Origin of the sequence: Parasutterella muris (assembly GCF_009767915.1) — a bacterium.
Taxonomy (GTDB): Bacteria; Pseudomonadota; Gammaproteobacteria; order Burkholderiales; family Burkholderiaceae_F; genus Parasutterella; species Parasutterella muris.
Genome location: NZ_WSRP01000005.1, coordinates 66,119 through 82,007, shown reverse-complemented (window position 1 = coordinate 82,007; position 15,889 = coordinate 66,119). Strand labels below are relative to the sequence as shown.

Annotated in this window: 13 protein-coding genes; 6 read left to right on the top strand and 7 right to left on the bottom strand. The window is 52.1% G+C overall.

The window, feature by feature from the left end; all coding sequences use genetic code 11:
- Positions 1–15: 15 nt before the first annotated feature.
- Both E5987_RS02615 and E5987_RS02610 read right to left on the bottom strand, forming a co-directional pair.
- Entirely contained in the window at positions 16–1,377 is a 1,362-nt protein-coding gene (locus E5987_RS02615) for an MATE family efflux transporter (protein ID WP_160334529.1), read from the bottom strand.
- Positions 1,378–1,473: 96 nt separating this feature from the next.
- Complete coding sequence (locus E5987_RS02610; protein WP_160334528.1) at positions 1,474–3,780, bottom strand: molybdopterin-dependent oxidoreductase; 2,307 nt, start codon at positions 3,778–3,780, stop codon at positions 1,474–1,476.
- Positions 3,781–3,885: 105 nt separating this feature from the next.
- On the opposite strand from E5987_RS02610, the gene E5987_RS02605 reads away from it, so the two are divergent.
- The gene (locus E5987_RS02605; protein ID WP_160334527.1) at positions 3,886–4,278 is read left to right on the top strand and encodes a nitrous oxide-stimulated promoter family protein; all 393 of its coding nucleotides are present in this window, start codon (positions 3,886–3,888) and stop codon (positions 4,276–4,278) included.
- A 46-nt stretch (positions 4,279–4,324) separates the two neighbouring features.
- Here E5987_RS02605 and E5987_RS02600 read toward each other — a convergent pair whose 3' ends face one another.
- Positions 4,325–5,731 (bottom strand): amidohydrolase family protein, encoded by a 1,407-nt coding sequence (locus E5987_RS02600; protein ID WP_160334526.1) that lies wholly within the window; start codon positions 5,729–5,731, stop codon positions 4,325–4,327.
- A gap of 225 nt (positions 5,732–5,956) precedes the next feature.
- Between E5987_RS02600 and argG the strand changes: the two genes are divergently transcribed.
- Both argG and E5987_RS02590 read left to right on the top strand, forming a co-directional pair.
- On the top strand, positions 5,957–7,294 hold the full coding sequence (argG, locus tag E5987_RS02595; protein WP_160334525.1) for an argininosuccinate synthase: 1,338 nt from the start codon (positions 5,957–5,959) through the stop codon (positions 7,292–7,294).
- A gap of 173 nt (positions 7,295–7,467) precedes the next feature.
- Complete coding sequence (locus E5987_RS02590) at positions 7,468–8,064, top strand: NAD(P)H-dependent oxidoreductase (protein ID WP_160334524.1); 597 nt, start codon at positions 7,468–7,470, stop codon at positions 8,062–8,064.
- Here the strand turns inward: E5987_RS02590 and E5987_RS02585 are convergent.
- The 3 genes from E5987_RS02585 to E5987_RS02575 all read right to left on the bottom strand — a co-directional run bounded on the left by E5987_RS02585 (position 8,061) and on the right by E5987_RS02575 (position 11,578).
- Positions 8,061–9,098: a threonine aldolase family protein gene (locus E5987_RS02585; RefSeq protein WP_160334523.1), complete on the bottom strand. Its 1,038-nt coding sequence runs from the start codon at positions 9,096–9,098 to the stop codon at positions 8,061–8,063. The two genes, E5987_RS02590 and E5987_RS02585, sit on opposite strands and share 4 nt — an antisense overlap.
- 65 nt (positions 9,099–9,163) lie before the next feature.
- Positions 9,164–10,633 carry a leucyl aminopeptidase gene (locus E5987_RS02580; protein WP_160334522.1) on the bottom strand — a complete coding sequence of 490 codons (1,470 nt, stop codon included), beginning with the start codon at positions 10,631–10,633 and terminating at the stop codon, positions 9,164–9,166.
- 63 nt (positions 10,634–10,696) lie between these two features.
- Positions 10,697–11,578, bottom strand: a complete 882-nt coding sequence (locus E5987_RS02575; RefSeq protein WP_237178698.1) for a DMT family transporter — start codon at positions 11,576–11,578, stop codon at positions 10,697–10,699.
- Between the two features lie 219 nt (positions 11,579–11,797).
- Here E5987_RS02575 and E5987_RS02570 point away from each other — a divergent pair, with 219 nt between their 5' ends.
- Genes E5987_RS02570 through E5987_RS02560 form a run of 3 tightly spaced genes read left to right on the top strand, consistent with a single transcriptional unit; the run spans position 11,798 to position 14,840 of the window.
- Complete coding sequence (locus tag E5987_RS02570; protein ID WP_160334521.1) at positions 11,798–13,213, top strand: FAD-binding oxidoreductase; 1,416 nt, start codon at positions 11,798–11,800, stop codon at positions 13,211–13,213.
- Positions 13,214–13,263: 50 nt separating this feature from the next.
- Positions 13,264–14,424 (top strand): asparaginase, encoded by a 1,161-nt coding sequence (locus E5987_RS02565; protein WP_160334520.1) that lies wholly within the window; start codon positions 13,264–13,266, stop codon positions 14,422–14,424.
- Complete coding sequence (locus tag E5987_RS02560) at positions 14,421–14,840, top strand: DUF4186 domain-containing protein (RefSeq protein ID WP_160334519.1); 420 nt, start codon at positions 14,421–14,423, stop codon at positions 14,838–14,840. The genes E5987_RS02565 and E5987_RS02560 overlap by 4 nt, the downstream gene beginning before the upstream one ends.
- A gap of 69 nt (positions 14,841–14,909) precedes the next feature.
- On the opposite strand, the gene E5987_RS02555 is transcribed toward E5987_RS02560, so the two are convergent.
- Positions 14,910–15,854, bottom strand: coding sequence for a Bug family tripartite tricarboxylate transporter substrate binding protein (locus E5987_RS02555; RefSeq protein WP_160334518.1), 945 nt, complete (start codon positions 15,852–15,854; stop codon positions 14,910–14,912).
- Between the last annotated feature and the right edge of the window lie 35 nt (positions 15,855–15,889).

Sequence of the window (15,889 nt, the reverse complement as noted above, 5' to 3'; positions counted from 1 at the left end):
GGCGGTTAAATGAGATTATTCGGCTTTTAACTTTGGCAGACGATTCTTCTCAAACCAGAAATACAAAATTCCCAGTCCGATCGATGTGATCAGCCAGCTGAGCGGGTACACCATCATCAGCACTTCGTAGGTCGGCTTCATGGCAAAAGCGGTATACACCCAAATCACTCGGACAGAGCAAATGACAATTACGGTAATAATTGCGGGCGCAAGCGAATAGCCGTAACCGCGCATCGCGTCCGAGAACACCTCCATAACGGCGTTCAGCGGCTCCGGGACGACCACCCACCACAGACGAATCATACCGAGCGCGATAATGTCTTCGCTCTGGGTAAAGACACCGAGCAGCGTGTGTCCGAACACAAGGATCAAGATAGAGAGCACCAGCGTAAAACCGATGTTCAGCCCCATGGAGATCCAAGTGATTCGTTTGCAGCGATCGACGTTTCCGGCGCCGTAGTTTTGGCTGATAAAGGTTGTCGCCGCCAAACCGAACGCGTTCACAAAGCCGTAGACATTAATTTCAATCGTGAAGGCCGCGACAGAAGCCGCCATGACTTCCGGCCCCAAGCTGTTGATCGCGCTTTGGATAATTAAATTCGAAAGAGAAAAAACGGAGCTCTGCAGACCGGCCGGCCAGCCGATTCGGACAATCATTCGGGCAGATTGACCGTCCGGTTTAAAAATTCTGTGAAGCTCAATATGCAGAGGTCCGTCGCTTCTCGTCAGTTTAAAAAACAGAATAGAGGAGGCGAGCACATTGGCGAGTGCCGTGGCTAAAGCCACACCGCCGATAGACCAATCCAGAACCAGAACAAAAAATAAGTTGCCGAGCACGTTGAACACCGTACCCGCGCACAAAGCCCAAAGCGGCGTTTTGGTGTCGCCGCTGCTCCGATAGATCGCTGCTAGAAAATTATAGAGCGCGATAAAAGGCATACCGAGCAAGTACACCCGAAGATAAACGGACGCATGATGAACAACACTTTCGGGTACGTCCATCCAGCTCATGATCTGATCGCACAAGACAAGCCCCGCGATCATGGCGACAAGACCAAATACGAGCGCGATAAAAATAGAGGTGTGAACGGCTTTAGAAGCCCGAATTGTGTCGTTCATACCGAGACATCGGGCAACGACCACATTAGAGCCCAGCGCCAAGCCCATACAGAAGCTGATAATGAGGCCGTTGACCGGAACATTGTTCCCAACAGCCGCCATCGCCTCGTTGGATACGAAGTGCCCGAGGACCGCAACGTCAGCCATGTTGTAAAGCTGCTGAAGGACACCCGTGAGCGCAAGCGGAATCGCAAAGACAATCATCTTGTCCCATATCGATCCGTTCAGCATATTGATAGATTTGCTTCCGGTACTCATAGCCGAGAGCTCCTTAGCTGTATGGTGTTTTTGATATATGCCTAAAGACTACTCCTCTTAGGACTCACGGTGTGTGACCGAATATTCGCGATTGTCTTAAAGCGGCTCTTTCTGAGCCTTCTGTTCTGCCTGAACATACTTCTCAACGTCAGCCAAACCGCAGGAAGCGACATTGCCGCAGGTAAATCGCGACGTCGGAATATCAGGCGTCAGCGTATTGGAGCAGCCCCCGACATCAATCGATCTGCCGTCGATTTCTTTGGGTTCGTACCAGGCGCCGTGCCGCACGCAGATCACATCTTTGCGGATATCGGCCGTGACGAGCGCTTTAGCAAGGATTGCGCCTCTGTCATTTTTGACGATAACCGTATCGCCCGAAACGATGCCTTTTTCGCGCGCGTTTTCTTCGTTTACCATGACGGGCTCGGCTTCTCCCTCTTTAGTTAAGCCGCCGAGCTGGCTGTGCAGCCGATGCGCGCTTTTAGCGCTGACGAGCGCAAAGGGATATTTTTTATCTTCCGCGCGCACAAATTCCGTCTGCTCAAGATAAACCGGATAAGAAGGACAATCAGTGTAATGACAGTCCTGAATCTCCTCATTCGTGATCTCAATTTTGCCGCTCCGGGTTGGGAGCGGATAAGCCTGAGGATCATTGCGGAAATCCTCAAAAGCGATATAAGGCTTTTCGTTCTTCTTTTTATCAAAAAGGATAACGCCTTCGGCCTTAAAGGTTTCGTAGTCCGGAAGCGTGACGCCGAAACCTCTCCTGCTGTAAGCGGCTTCCTGATAAATCACGCGAATCCAGTCCTCTTCGCTGCGTCCGCAGGTAAAGGAATCGGCGCATCCCATCTTCGCGGCGAGCAGGGAATAGATCTCATAGTCGCTCTTGGATTCATACATCGGCTCGATCGCCTTTTTCATATAGACGATGCCGTCGTTGGTGTAGGTTCCGATGCCTGTGATATCGTTTCTTTCAAAGAAGGTGCATGCCGGAAGAACGATATCGGCGTTAAGTGCCGTAGGCGTCCAGAAGCAGTCCGTCACAACGACCGTTTCCGGTTTTTTCCAGGCTTTGGCAAGACGATTGGTCTGCGGCTGATGCGAGAACGGATTGCCGCCCGCCCACATAACCATACGAATCTCCGGATACGTGCGCTTTTTATCCATGTAGTAAAAGCTTTCTCCGGGGTTCAGGAAACACTCGGCAAAGCGCGCGACGGGGATCACAAGAGTTCCGGCCCCGTCGTGTTTATACGGAAGAACCGGTTTGACGTTTGAACCGATTCCTCTGACGGAGGGGCCGATACCGGAGAGGCTTCCGCCGCTGCAGTAATGATAATGAGTACCGAAACCTCCGCCCGGAAGTCCGATATGTCCGAGCGCGCAGGCAAGCGCCGCGGCCATTCGGGGCGGCTGTTCTCCGAACTGAGCGCGCTGCGGTCCCCAGCCCATCATGATCATGGTTCGATTGTCGCGAAGTTCATGCGCGAGTTCTCGAATCCTTTGAGCAGAAACGCCGCACTTAGCTTCGGCCCATTCGGCGGATTTGACGACACCGTCTTTTTCGCCGAGCACATAAGCCATAAAAGGCTTGAATCCCTCGGTGCAGCGCTCAATGAAATCCGTATCGAGCCGGCCGCTCTGGTGCAGTGTATGAATCATCGCAAGCATCAAAGCGCAGTCGGTGCCCGGGAAGGGCGCGATCCATTCACTTTCGAGATAAGCGCCGGTCTGAGTCCGAAGCGGATTCACCACGATGGTTTTGATGCCGGAGGCTTTAAGCGCTTCAAACTTAGGATAGCTGTTATGAAGCGTGGTACTCCAATCAACATCATTTGTAATCAGCGGGTCGCAGCCCCATAAGACAACGCGCCGACTATTGTTAAGAATATCGTCCCAATCGGAACAGCGGGGATCGGAATCCCCGAAAACGCACGAAAGCACGGGCGCGATGGCGGCGGTGGAATAGCTGTTGACGCATTCGACAAAACCGCCGCAGAGCCTAAGAAGTCTTCTGTTGAGCGTCACCGCAGAATTGACCTCGCCGCAGGACATCCATCCGTAGGATCGGCCGAACATCGCGCTCGGTCCGTAGTGATCATAGATACGCCGCATTTCTTTGGCGACAAGACTCAGCGCGTCATTCCAGCTGACGCGAACCCATCGATCAGAGCCTCGTTTCTCTCTGGAAGCGGGGCCTTCACGGAAATAACTTTCACGCACCATCGGATAGCGGATGCGTTTGTCGCAGTAGGGGAGCTCTGCAATTTTATTCAGGTTCGGACTAGGTCTGTGGTCTTCCTTATACGCCTCGAGTTTTTCTATACGGCCGTCTTTATTTAAAACAGGCTTAAAAATGCCCCAATGTGAGGCGGTATAACCGGAAGAATTATTAGTCTTCATTTTTGTTTTTAGGCTAGTTGTCTGCTGATCGTTAGTCTTATTTTAATTGTAAGTCTGACTAGGACTTTCACTTGGTTGTTAGAATGAAAGGCGGAGGTATTGAAAATGAGTCTTGATCTCAGTGAAAAACGTTTAAAGCAGCTTCAGAACAAATATATTGCCGATGAGGTTAAGACAATTCGGCTGATGACCGAAATTTACTGTCATGCGCATCACGGCACGGATTCTGAGCTCTGCGAGGAGTGTCAGGCGTTTTTCGAATATGCGCGCAAGCGTCTTGCCTGCTGTCCGTACGGCGACAAAAAGCCCGTCTGCAAGAAGTGCAAAATTCACTGTTTCGGGAAAGACTTTAAAACGAAAGCCAAAGTCATCATGGCGTATTCCGGACCGAGATTAATGCTTCGGCATCCGATTCTCTCTTTCCGGCACATTGCGGCTGTTTTTAGAGAAGCTCCGGAAAAGCCCGGACGCAAAACGATTCCGATTAAAAGCGAATAACGGCAAACGGCCTCCCGAAGGAGGCCGCTTGATTTCATATCGTTAATTAAAGGGCAGGGATTCTTTCAATCTGTTTGCCCGGATCAACAACGATCGCCTTCATGCCGCGTTTCTCGATCGCTTCCTTACCGTGTTTGGTACAGATGACGGTCGCGCCCTTGGAGACGAGTTCGCCGTTCCAGAGAATCTTGCGGCCTTCAATGAAGGACGCCATGGGTTTCTGGGTGGCGTAATCGTAGACGGTGATATCGGCGTCGGCTCCGACGGAGAGGTGACCCTTGTTTTCAAGACGAAGCATACGGGCCGGGTTCAGAGAAGTCTTCTGCACGAATTCCGGCAGTGTAAGAATGTCGAGTTTCACGAGCGAGAGACCCTGACTCAGGATCACGTTTCTCGGGATGCAGCCGCCGTCGGTGGAGATCGCGTCAACGACGAAGGAGCCGTCATCGCGTCTGGCCTGTGCGAGTTCAATGCGCGGCAGCGGAGGATTGATATTGAAGCTTCCGCCGACATCGGAGTCGGCTTCTTCCCACATCTTGAGCGCTTTTTCACCGGTCATCAGATCGGAGTATCCGCCCGCATCGAACACCACGAAGGCTTTACCCGCGAGCAGCGCCTTGCGGACGCCGTCTCTGTCTTCGCTAAATCCGAAGTGGCGCAGGCAGTTGCCGGTCACCTTGGACTGGATCTTGCCTTCGGCGTCACAGGTGAGACGCGTGCCGTTCTTCGGAGAAACATAGCTTTCGCAGAAGATATTGGGATTTTTCTTCAGAAGATCGATCGCGATGGCGGTTTCTTCCATGCAGGGTTTAATCGCGCCGCGGCAGTAAGCGTTGATATGAGCAAGGTGCAGGGGATAGCCGTCAGCCATAGCGACCGCTTCGATCATGCCCTCAATATTGGAGCCGTGTTCACTCGTGCCCGCGTGCCAAGCCACATAAGCGCGTTTTTCGAGCGCGGTTCTGACGAGCAGGGAAGAAACATCGGGCTTCAGCGGATAATGGCCGCCGAGCAGCTTCACGCCAAGGGCTCCGTCTTTGAGCGACTTGTCGATCAGAGTTTCCATTTCTTCTTTGCTCGGCGCGTTGGTCTTGAATGTGAAGGGAGGCGAAGCAAACTGCAGGATCGCCATATTAATACCGACGCCGTATTCGGGAACGCTGTCGAGCACGTCTTCGAGCGGACCGGCCATATCAAGGGCTGTCGTCACGCCGTTCATCGCCAGCATCTTGGGACCGTAAGGCGAGCCCCACATACGGCCGAGATGCACGTGTGAGTCAATGATGCCGGGCTGAAGCACAAGACCTGTGAAATCAATCACTTCTTCGGCTTTGCCCTGAAGGTCTTTACCGACCTCAGCGATTTTTCCGTTTTCGATCGCGACGTCGCAGACTTCATTGACATGGTTGAGAGGGTCGACGACATGAGCGTTTTTAAGCAGTAAATCCCACATTTGCGTGAATCTCCTTGGTTATTGATGTTCTCTTCATGCTAGCGCAATCCCGCACAATTGGGAATATTCAAATTATGAAAATCCCCAAGCGAAGAAAAAATCTGTGCAAAGTTGCGTAAACCCCGTATGGGTTTTGTCATAATGCTTCGTTGAAGATTTGCGGTCACTTGTCCCGCATCCTCGATTGCTAACTTAACAGCCTCAATATATAGAGAGATAAACGACATGGAAACCATCCTGAAATCTCTTCCGGTGGGAGAGAAAGTCGGCATCGCCTTCTCAGGCGGCCTTGATACCAGTTCTGCATTACTTTGGATGAAAAAGAAGGGCGCTTTCCCGTGCGCCTACACAGCCAACCTCGGTCAGCCCGACGAGGATGATTATGAGGCAATTCCGCGCCGAGCCATGGAATTCGGCGCTTCTATCGCACGTCTCGTGGACTGCAGAGAGCAGCTCGTTGCCGAAGGCATTGCTGCGATTCAGAGCAACGCGTTTCACATTTCCACCGGCGGCGTGACTTACTACAACACCACACCGCTCGGACGCGCTGTTACCGGCACAATGCTCGTGAACGCGATGAGAGAAGACGGCGTCAACATCTGGGGTGACGGCTCCACCTACAAAGGAAACGACATTGAGCGCTTCTACCGCTACGGTCTGATCGCCAATCCGGAGCTCAAGATCTACAAGCCCTGGCTTGACGTTCAGTTCATCAGCGAGCTCGGCGGCAGAGCAGAAATGAGCCAGTTCCTTGCCGACAACGGCTTCGGCTACAAGATGAGCAAGGAAAAAGCTTATTCGACCGACTCCAACATGCTCGGCGCGACACACGAAGCCAAGGATCTTGAACATCTGGACAGCAGCGTCAAGATTGTTGACCCGATCATGGGTGTTCCTTTCTGGCGTGAAGACTGCGACATCAAACCCGAAAAAGTGACCGTTCGCTTTGAAGAGGGCATCCCTGTCGCGCTCAACGGCAAAGTGTTTGATGACAAGGTTGAACTCATGCTTGAAGCCAACCGCATTGGCGGACGTCACGGTCTGGGCATGAGCGATCAGATTGAAAACCGTATTATTGAAGCAAAGAGCCGCGGCATCTATGAAGCCCCGGGAATGGCGCTTCTTCACATCGCGTTTGATCGTCTTGTGACCGGTATTCACAACGAAGACACGATTGAGCAGTGGCGCATCAACGGTCTCAGACTCGGCCGTCTGCTTTACCAGGGCCGCTGGTTTGACCCGCAGGCCATCATGCTTCGCGAAACCGCTCAGCGCTGGGTTGCCAGAGCCGTCACCGGCGAAGTCGATCTTGAACTGCGCCGCGGCAATGACTACTCCATCCTTGACACCCGTTCGCCGAACCTCACATACGAACCGGAACGTCTCACAATGGAGAAGGGCGACTCGATGTTCACCGCTTCCGACCGTATCGGCCAGCTCACTATGCGCAACCTCGACATCGTCGACACACGCAACAAGCTGTCTGTTTACTCCAAAGCGGGTCTTATCGGATCCAACACTTCTTCCATGCCGCTTTTAACCGGCACGAAAGACAACGAATAATTTCGTTTGATTGAGCAGCCCGCTCCGGATGACACGATTCCGGGGCGGGTATTTTTTTGCTTTCGGAAATAATCTGCCGCGCCGCTTATGCCCGCGGGTTATCAGATTGATAAAAAATAAGAATTAGGATTTTGAGGCGCTCTTCGATAGGATTTCATGCAAAGGAGAAAATCATGAAAAACGTTTTAATTCTGAACGGCACCTGTAAGCATTTCGGTCACGGCGGCACTTTAACTCAAAGTTTCTGCGACTTGGCAAAAACACTTCTAAGCGAAGAGGGCGCTCGCGTCGAAGTGACGCTTATGGCTGAGTACAGCGATATTGATGCGGAATGCCGAAAAATCCTGGACGCGGATATCATTCTTCTGCAGTCGCCTATATGGGCGATGGGGATGCCGTGGCGCGTAAAAAAATATGTTGACGAAGTAATGACGCAGCCCGTTGTCTGCGGCAGCGACGGAAGAAGCCGAGAACACCCGGAGCGTCTTTACGGCTCAGGAGGACCGCTCGGCGGAAAACGCTACATGCTGAGCACCACTTGGAACGCCTCTTTAAGAGCCTTGACGCAGCCGAAAGAATTTTTCTCGGGCCTTGGGGCGGACGCGCTGCTTTGGCCCTGGCATAAACAGTTTGAATATATGGGCCTTGGTCTCGGCAAACTTCCTACATTCTGTTCTTTAGACGTTTACAAAAATCCACAGATTGAGGAAGATTTCCGCCGTTTCAAGGCCCATCTGACTCGGCACGTGGTGCCGTATTTAAAAGATTAGAGCGCTTCAATCGCTTTAATCAGACGATCAACACTTTCGTCGGTCGTCGCCCAGCTCGTGCAGAAACGAACCAGAAACTCCTCCTGACCGACATCTCCTTCGCATTCAAATGCGAAATCGGGAAGGAGGGCGTCTCTGTAGGCGCGCGGCAGATACCAGAACTGCTGATTGGTAGGAGAATCCGCAAGAGCACGGCACCCTTTAGCCTTCAGCGCGTCACGAATACGCATCGCGGCTTTTACCGCATGCGCGCCGATTTCGTTATAGAGACCGCCGGTAAACAAGGTTTCGAACTGGACACCGAGCAGTCTGCCCTTGGCTGTCATCGCGCAGTGCTGCTTAATAACAGTTCTGAAATTTCTGTCCAAACCGTTTCCGCGGGTAAAGACAATCGCTTCACCAAAAAGCGCGCCGACTTTGGTGCCGCCAATGTAGAACACGTCGGTCAGCTGATCGATGTCTTTGAGCGTTAAGTCGCTTCCTTCAGCGTTCAGACCGTAAGACATGCGGGCGCCGTCCAGATAAAGCGGAATCGCAAATTTCTGACAGACACGGTAAAGGGCTTCGAGTTCCGACTTGCTGTAAACCGTACCGATTTCTGTCGGAGAAGAAATGTAAACCATGCCCGGCTGAACCATGTGTTCTGTATTCAGATCGGCCCAGAAGGAAGTCAGATAGCTATCGAGCGTCTCAGCCTGCAGTTTGCCGTCTTCTCCTTTGAGCGCAAGAACTTTATGACCGGTCGCTTCAACCGCGCCGGCTTCGTGGACGTTGATATGTCCGCTTTCCACACAGACGCAGCCCTGGAAAGAGCGAAGCAGGGCAGAAATCACACAAACGTTGGCCTGAGTGCCGCCGGCCACAAAATACACATGCGCTTCTTCGTCGGAACAGGCTTCCTGAATCAGCTTACGGGCCAATGCACAGTGGCTGTCCGTGCAGTATCCGGGAGACTGTTCGAAATTGGTTTTCATCAGCGCTTCCATAATCTTGGGATGAGCGCCTTCGGCGTAGTCGCATTCAAATCGATCCATTTAATTATCCGTTTGTATAAAAAAGAAGGGACGGCTGTTAACCGTCCCGACATTTTAAACCTCGATTATTCGATATCGAGGTCCTTAAGGAAGCTGATCAGCAAAGGAACCGGGCGGCCTGTGGCACCCTTTTCCTTGCCGCTCTTCCAAGCAGTGCCCGCGATATCCAGGTGAGCCCAGGGCGTATCGCCGACGAATTCTTCAAGGAACGCGGCTGCTGTAGAGGAGCCCGCGCCGCGGCCGTCGCTAATGTTTGCGAGATCCGCGAAGTTGCTTCTGAGCGAATTGGTGAAGCTGATGTCCAAAGGCAGTCTCCAGCAGGGATCAAGACTTGCGTCGCCGGCCATCAGCATGGACACAGCCATTTCTTCGTCGTTGGCGAAGAGACCGGAGATGTCGTTGCCGAGCGCGATAATGCAGGCGCCCGTCAGGGTCGCGGCGTCAACCATGCACTTCGGTTTGAACTTGTCTTTGACAAAAGAGAGCAGGTCACAGAGCACCAAGCGGCCTTCGGCGTCCGTATTCAGAATTTCGACGGTCTTACCGCTATAGCTCTTGAGGATGTCGCCCGGTTTTGTCGCGGCGCTGCCCGGCATATTTTCCGTAAAGCCGAGCGCGGCAACGATATTGACCTTGAGTTTCAGCTCTGCGGCGGTCGTGATCGCACCGATCATGGAGGCTGCGCCGCACATGTCGTACTTCATTTCGTCCATACCTTTGCCGGGTTTAAGCGAGATACCGCCGGAGTCAAACGTCAGGCCCTTGCCGATCAAAGCGACCGGAGCTTCGCCTTTTTTGCCGCCGTGGTATTCCATGATGACCATGCGGGCAGGCTGATGAGAGCCGCGGGCAACACCCAGAAGGCATCCCATACCGAGCTTTTCCAGCGCTTTTTCGTCATAGACCGAAACATCAAGACCGAATTCTTCACCGAGCTGCATGCATTCCTGAGCCATGAACTTCGGTGTGCAGATGTTGGCGGGCATATCGCCGTATTCTTTGGTTCTGCGAACGCCTTCGCCGACGGTAAAGCCTTCAAGGAAAGCGGTTTCGATATCTTCGTTGCCGTCCGGAACAAAGAGTTCAATTTTCTTGGGCTTCTTCCAATCGATGTCTTTGGTTTTGTAGTTTCTCGGACGATCGAATGCATTGCAGGCAATACGGCCAGCGGTTTGAGCGATCCACTCGGGGATTTCGTCAGGAAGCCATTCCAAGCAGGTAATGACGACTTCTTTGCCCAAATATGCTTTTTCCAGACCGAGCTTCAGAATTCTCGGCAGCTCACGAGCTTTGCCCTTTTTGCCCAGGCCGACAAAAATCACACGCTCGGCCTTAGCGCCGGGGAAGCCAAAGAATTCGGCACACTTGCCGACACAGCCGTGAATGTCGCCGCTTTCCATCCATTTGGACACTAAGCCGCCGCTCGCTTTATCGAGCGCCTGAGCGGACGGTGTCAGACTGTCTTTAAATACACCGACGATTAATGCGCCGCAGGCGAGGTCAAGAACGTCGCCTTTGACAATTGAAGCTTTCATTTTTTAATCCTTATCAATTGCAACTAACCGACATATTATAAGTAGTTATACTGAGCTTTTAACCTATTCAGAGGCCTTTCTTCTCTCGCGGATCTCCGCTCGAACAAAGTAGCTTGCGCACAAACCGGCCGCAACGATCATCAGCATTCCGATAACAGCCGTCAGATGAATCGGCTCGTTAAAAATCACCTCTCCGAAGATTGTGGAAAAGAGAATCACGGTGTACTGAAGCGAACTCGAAAGCACGAGATTGCCTCTTGAAAAGGCGCGAGTCAGACAGAACTGTCCCATAGCAGAGCAGATGCAGAGCCCTGCGACCATACAGGCCGCTGTCGAGGTCCATTCATGAAATCCGCCGGTAAAAAGCGTACCGGCCAGACCGCAGATAAAACCGGTAAAAACCAAATAGAAAATAATGCGGGATTCCGGCTCCTGAAGAACGCCCAGGCGTTTTACAAAACTCGTCGCCACCGCGGTAAAAAATCCGGCTCCAATACCGACAGCGGCCGAAAAATATTCTGACGGAGAAATCGTCGGGCTGAGAAGCACCACAACACCCGAAAATCCAAGAAGCACCATGCTGAGCAGCTTCCAGTTGACCGGAATCTTATTTCGCGCCGCGTAGACAAGCACAAAGCAGCCGATAAATAAAGGCGCGGTGTAGTTAAGCGTCATCGCCAAGCCGATATTGAGGTGCGAAACGGAAAAAATGCCGCAGAGAATCGCAACTGTTCCCGCAAGCGATCGAATAATATGCTGCCAGGGGTGGTGCGTTGTCACGGTAATACCCGTGTATTTCATGACGCTGTAGAAAACGACGACGCAAAACGCGGATCTGAAAAGAAGGATCTCCCATGAACCCAGGCCTTCAAGTCCTGCGAATTTAACGAAAACGGCGTAGAGCGAAAAAAAGACCGCCGCCACAAGCATCCAAAGAGACTGCATAAGATTTTGTATTCTGTTTTTTTAAGATGAACGGATTCTACCGTCTAATCTTCTGAAAGCGTGCGGTTATCCTGCTTCAGAGCAGAAAGATTAAAAGTCAAAAATGTTAGAATTTTTGAAGCCGTCGGCTGGCCGCCGGGTGTTATTTTGATTCGGCCAACACGCCGACAGAAGGTTGGGGCTCAGTCCCAAAAATTGAATCTAATATCAAAGAACAATATGCAGTCAGCTATCAAGGCAAGATTTGAAGCCGTTGTCGGCGCAAACAATGTTATCGATGACCCGTCGCTTTTTGGTCCGTACTCAGATGACTTTACCGATCATTATGTCTGCAAACCCCTGGCGGTTATTCGTCCAGGCAGCACTCAGGAAGTCTCCGAGATCGTCAAAATATGCGCGGAATTAGACCTTCCGATCGTGACCCAGGGCGGCAATACCAGCTTAACGGGCGGCGCGATCACGAGCGAAGCGGATAAGCAGATCATACTTTCCATGACGCGCATGAAAAAAGTGACGCACAGCGATCCGAGCTCCGACACAATGACCGTAGAGGCGGGTATGACACTCGCCGAAGTGCACGAAGCGGCAGAGAACATCGGACGATTTTTCCCGCTTTCCTTTGCCGCTGAAGGCAACGCCACCATCGGCGGCTGCGCGGCCTGCAACGCGGGCGGCGTCGCGGTGCTCCGATACGGCACAACACGAGATCTGATTCTTGGCGTCGAGGCGGTTCTTGCCGACGGCAGAATCTACAACGGCTTGAGAAGACTGCGTAAAGACAATACCGGCTACGATCTCAAGGATTTATTTGTGGGCAGCGAAGGCACGCTCGGCATTATCACGCAGGTTGTCTTGAAGCTGTTTCCGATTCCCAAAGAAAAGGAAACGGCCTTTGTGTGTCTGGATTCTCCCGAAAAAGCGGTTGAACTGCTCGCTAAAGCCAATGCAAGCGCCGGATCCTCGCTGACCGCGTTTGAACTTATCAGCAGCGCGCCGATCGAGCGCGTGGTCAAGTACCTTCCTGATATCGAAGTGCCACAGCTTTCCGAATCAAAATGGAAAGTGCTGATAGAGCTTTCTCTCGAGCAGAAAGGCGAGGAGAGCGTTCTGATGCCGATTCTGGAAAGCGCGTTCGAGAGCGAACTGATTTCGGATGCGGCGATCGCAAACTCCATCGGCGACTCTAAAGTCTTCTGGCACGTCAGAGAATCGATTCCGCTTGCCGACAGAACCGCGGGCGGCAGCATTCACAGCGATATCAGTCTTCCGATTTCGAAGATTCCCGGATTCATTGAAATCACAAGCCAAAGACTCCTTGAAGCCTATCCCTGGCTCGGCCTCTCTATTTACGGTCATTTAGGAGACGGAAACCTGCACTTTAATTTCGTCAGCCCCGAGGACCCGAAAGCGACATACCACCACGAGGAAGGTATTCGCGACATCCTTTACACTGCGGTTAACGAATTTGAGGGCTCGATTTCAGCGGAGCACGGAATCGGTATGCTCAAGCTCGAGCATAATTATCAGTTCAAAGCTCCGCTTGAAATTGAACTGATGGATAGAATCAAAGAGGCGCTGGATCCCCATGGGATTCTGAACCCCGGAAAGCTCCTGAAGCCGAAACGGAATTACTAACTTTCGAGGATATTGTGGCCAAATCTTCTAAATCTAAGAAGCGTAAAAAAATGAGCAAATCTGAAAAGACAACATCTAAAAACGTCGTTCCTTATAAAGAAAAAGATTTGGCCTCTGAAGTCCTCGATGACGGCTATATCGATGTCATGGAGGATAAGACCGTTTCCCTTTTTGTGGTGGGCGACGTAATTCTTCCAAGTCTTACGGAAAAGAGTGAACTGAGCGAAGAGGAGATTACTCAGTCGCTTTTGGAAGAAATTCCGGAAATCAGCGACTACTGCAATCTTGATACGGTGAAACAATTCCGCTTCCGCGGCAATATTCCGACGCCCGCGATGATGCTCGATCTCTCCAAGAGCATTCAGAAGGCGCTCTCCAACCCGGATGTCGCCGGGGTCGTAGTAACACAGGCTCCGGATGCGATCGAGGAGAGCGCGTACTTTGTCAGCATTTCACTCTCGGATAAGTTCCAAAACAGCAATTCCAAGCCCATTGTCTTTACTTCGGCCATGTTCTCCGACGTGCCGTTCCATGACGGCGGAAGAAACCTTCTGGATTCGGTACGCACGGCTTGTCATGACGGCAAGGGCGATATCCCGACTGTTGTGATCTGCATGAATAGCGAAATTCACGCGGCCTCCCGCGCTCAGATTTCGCATACGATCAATGCGGCGGCGCTTTCCTCTCCGGGCTGGGGTCCCGTAGGCTATGCGGACAAGGACCGCGTTTACTTTCGTGCGGGCGCCCTTGAACTGGATACGGGACTTAATTTTCCGACGCCGAAGCGTTTGAGTGCGTCCGTAGAGATCATTAAGGCGCAAACGGGCGACACAGGCCTCATGGTCGACGCCGCCGTGAAAGCGGGCGCGGATGCGCTCATTATTGAAGGCTTCGGAAGAGGAAACCTTCCGGGCGGCATGATGCCCTCGATTAAAAAAGCCCTTAAAAAGGGCGTGCTGGTGGTTATCGCGACGCGCGCCGCCTCAGGCCGCGTGCTTGACTCGGGCGACTACTGCGGCAGCGTGACCGAGTGTCTGGACTTGGGCTGTCTGCTTGCCGGAGAAACCACGGCGGCAAAAGCGCGTCTTCTGATGATGTATATCCTCTCCCAGAAGGACGCCGCAGCGCTGCGCAAGAGCGACGAAGAGCGTTTCCTTGCTTATGTTCAGGAGTGTCTGGATCCGGTTTTAAGCGTCCGACTCTTTGAATGACACTGAAGTACCAAACCTTTGACGCGCTTTTTGAAGCGCTGGCTCGATCCGAATTTCGTTCCAAATTTCGCCTCACAGGCGATGATCGTGTGTTCGCTGAGCTGAGGAGCCCCGAGCTTCTCAATCAGCATGCGCATGAGATTTTAAAAAATCGCATTGGCGCTTCGCATCCGAAAAACGACGGCAAACAGACGCCTTACAAAGGACACCCGGTTTTTACAGCCCAGCACGCAACCGGATGCTGCTGCCGAAGCTGCTTATTCAAGTGGCACGGTATTGAAAAGAATAGGGAGCTCTCAGATCGTGAACTCAACGAACTCAGCGCGGTGATTTGTGAGTGGATTCGAAGGGATCTGGAGAAACCTGCTAAGAAAAAGCGCGTGCGCAAAGGCGAAACACTTTCCTTATTCGATTAAAGAAATAAATAAGCCCTTCGCGGAGGAAGGGCCTATTCGAGACGGCCTATTAAGGCCGCTTATACAAGATTACTTGTAGAGGTTGTTGACAACGTCACGAGCGAACTTGTCCTGAGCGTCGATCAGAGAACCGAGTTCTTTGTTGTCTTTGAAGTCAAGAGCCATACCGGCTTTCTTGTGGGCTTCAACAACAGCCGGATCCTGCATTGTCTTCTTGAAGGCGTCTACGTAGTAAGCAATGATTTCGGGGCTTGTGCCTTTAGGAGCGACAAGAGCGCGGGCAGAGCCGTACCATTCGGGATAGAAGCCTTTTTCACCAAGAGTCGGAACGTTCGGCAGTTCGGCGTCACGTTTTGTATTGAAAACAGCGAGAACGCGAAGTTCGGGTTTGTCGCCCTTAACGAGCTTGGCAACATCAGCAACCTTAGCGCATGTGAAGTCAACTTCGCCCTGACGGAGAGCGAGCAGCTGGTCAGCTGTGCCACCGTAAGGAACGGCTTTGTAGTTGAAGCCGGCGCTCTTGGAGAAAAGCTGAGCAGCGGTGTGGTTGGAAGCCTTAACACCGTTGGTGGAAGCCTTCAAATTTCCTTTCTTAGCAGCAGCAACGAGTTCTTCGATTGTCTTGTATGGAGAATCAGCCTTAACAGCGACAACACCGGTTTCTGTCAGATGGTTGGCGATAGGCACAATGTCATGAGAAGAAAAGGGAGCTCCCGGCTGGGCAGCTAAAGTAGTGAATGTCGGCAGGTTGATAAAGCCGATTGTCTGGCCGTCGGGTTTGGAGTTAACCAATTTTGTCCAGCCGATTTTACCGTCAGCGCCCGGAAGGTTCTGAATAATGATGGTCTTCGGAATGTACTTAGCGGCTTCAGTGGCGAGCAGGCGGGCACCTGTATCTGTACCGGAACCGGCTTTGTAAGCGACGATAACATTGATATCACCGGTCGGCTCCCAAGCCATAGCTGTCATAGGAACGGTCATGGCAACAGCCATAGCTAAAAGCACTTTTTTCATGTCTAATGTCCTCCTGAGGGATCAAAATTGTATTT

What these genes read in the sequence shown, in the direction of transcription:
- E5987_RS02610 (WP_160334528.1), bottom strand. Translation starts at nt 3,780, where the DNA reads ATGAAGACTAATAATTCTTCCGGTTATACCGCCTCACATTGGGGCATT.
- E5987_RS02570 (WP_160334521.1), top strand. Translation starts at nt 11,798, where the DNA reads ATGCAGTCAGCTATCAAGGCAAGATTTGAAGCCGTTGTCGGCGCAAAC.
- E5987_RS02580 (WP_160334522.1), bottom strand. Translation starts at nt 10,633, where the DNA reads ATGAAAGCTTCAATTGTCAAAGGCGACGTTCTTGACCTCGCCTGCGGC.
- argG (WP_160334525.1), top strand. Translation starts at nt 5,957, where the DNA reads ATGGAAACCATCCTGAAATCTCTTCCGGTGGGAGAGAAAGTCGGCATC.
- E5987_RS02590 (WP_160334524.1), top strand. Translation starts at nt 7,468, where the DNA reads ATGAAAAACGTTTTAATTCTGAACGGCACCTGTAAGCATTTCGGTCAC.
- E5987_RS02575 (WP_237178698.1), bottom strand. Translation starts at nt 11,578, where the DNA reads ATGCAGTCTCTTTGGATGCTTGTGGCGGCGGTCTTTTTTTCGCTCTAC.
- E5987_RS02615 (WP_160334529.1), bottom strand. Translation starts at nt 1,377, where the DNA reads ATGAGTACCGGAAGCAAATCTATCAATATGCTGAACGGATCGATATGG.
- E5987_RS02605 (WP_160334527.1), top strand. Translation starts at nt 3,886, where the DNA reads ATGAGTCTTGATCTCAGTGAAAAACGTTTAAAGCAGCTTCAGAACAAA.
- E5987_RS02585 (WP_160334523.1), bottom strand. Translation starts at nt 9,098, where the DNA reads ATGGATCGATTTGAATGCGACTACGCCGAAGGCGCTCATCCCAAGATT.
- E5987_RS02565 (WP_160334520.1), top strand. Translation starts at nt 13,264, where the DNA reads ATGAGCAAATCTGAAAAGACAACATCTAAAAACGTCGTTCCTTATAAA.
- E5987_RS02555 (WP_160334518.1), bottom strand. Translation starts at nt 15,854, where the DNA reads ATGAAAAAAGTGCTTTTAGCTATGGCTGTTGCCATGACCGTTCCTATG.
- E5987_RS02600 (WP_160334526.1), bottom strand. Translation starts at nt 5,731, where the DNA reads ATGTGGGATTTACTGCTTAAAAACGCTCATGTCGTCGACCCTCTCAAC.
- E5987_RS02560 (WP_160334519.1), top strand. Translation starts at nt 14,421, where the DNA reads ATGACACTGAAGTACCAAACCTTTGACGCGCTTTTTGAAGCGCTGGCT.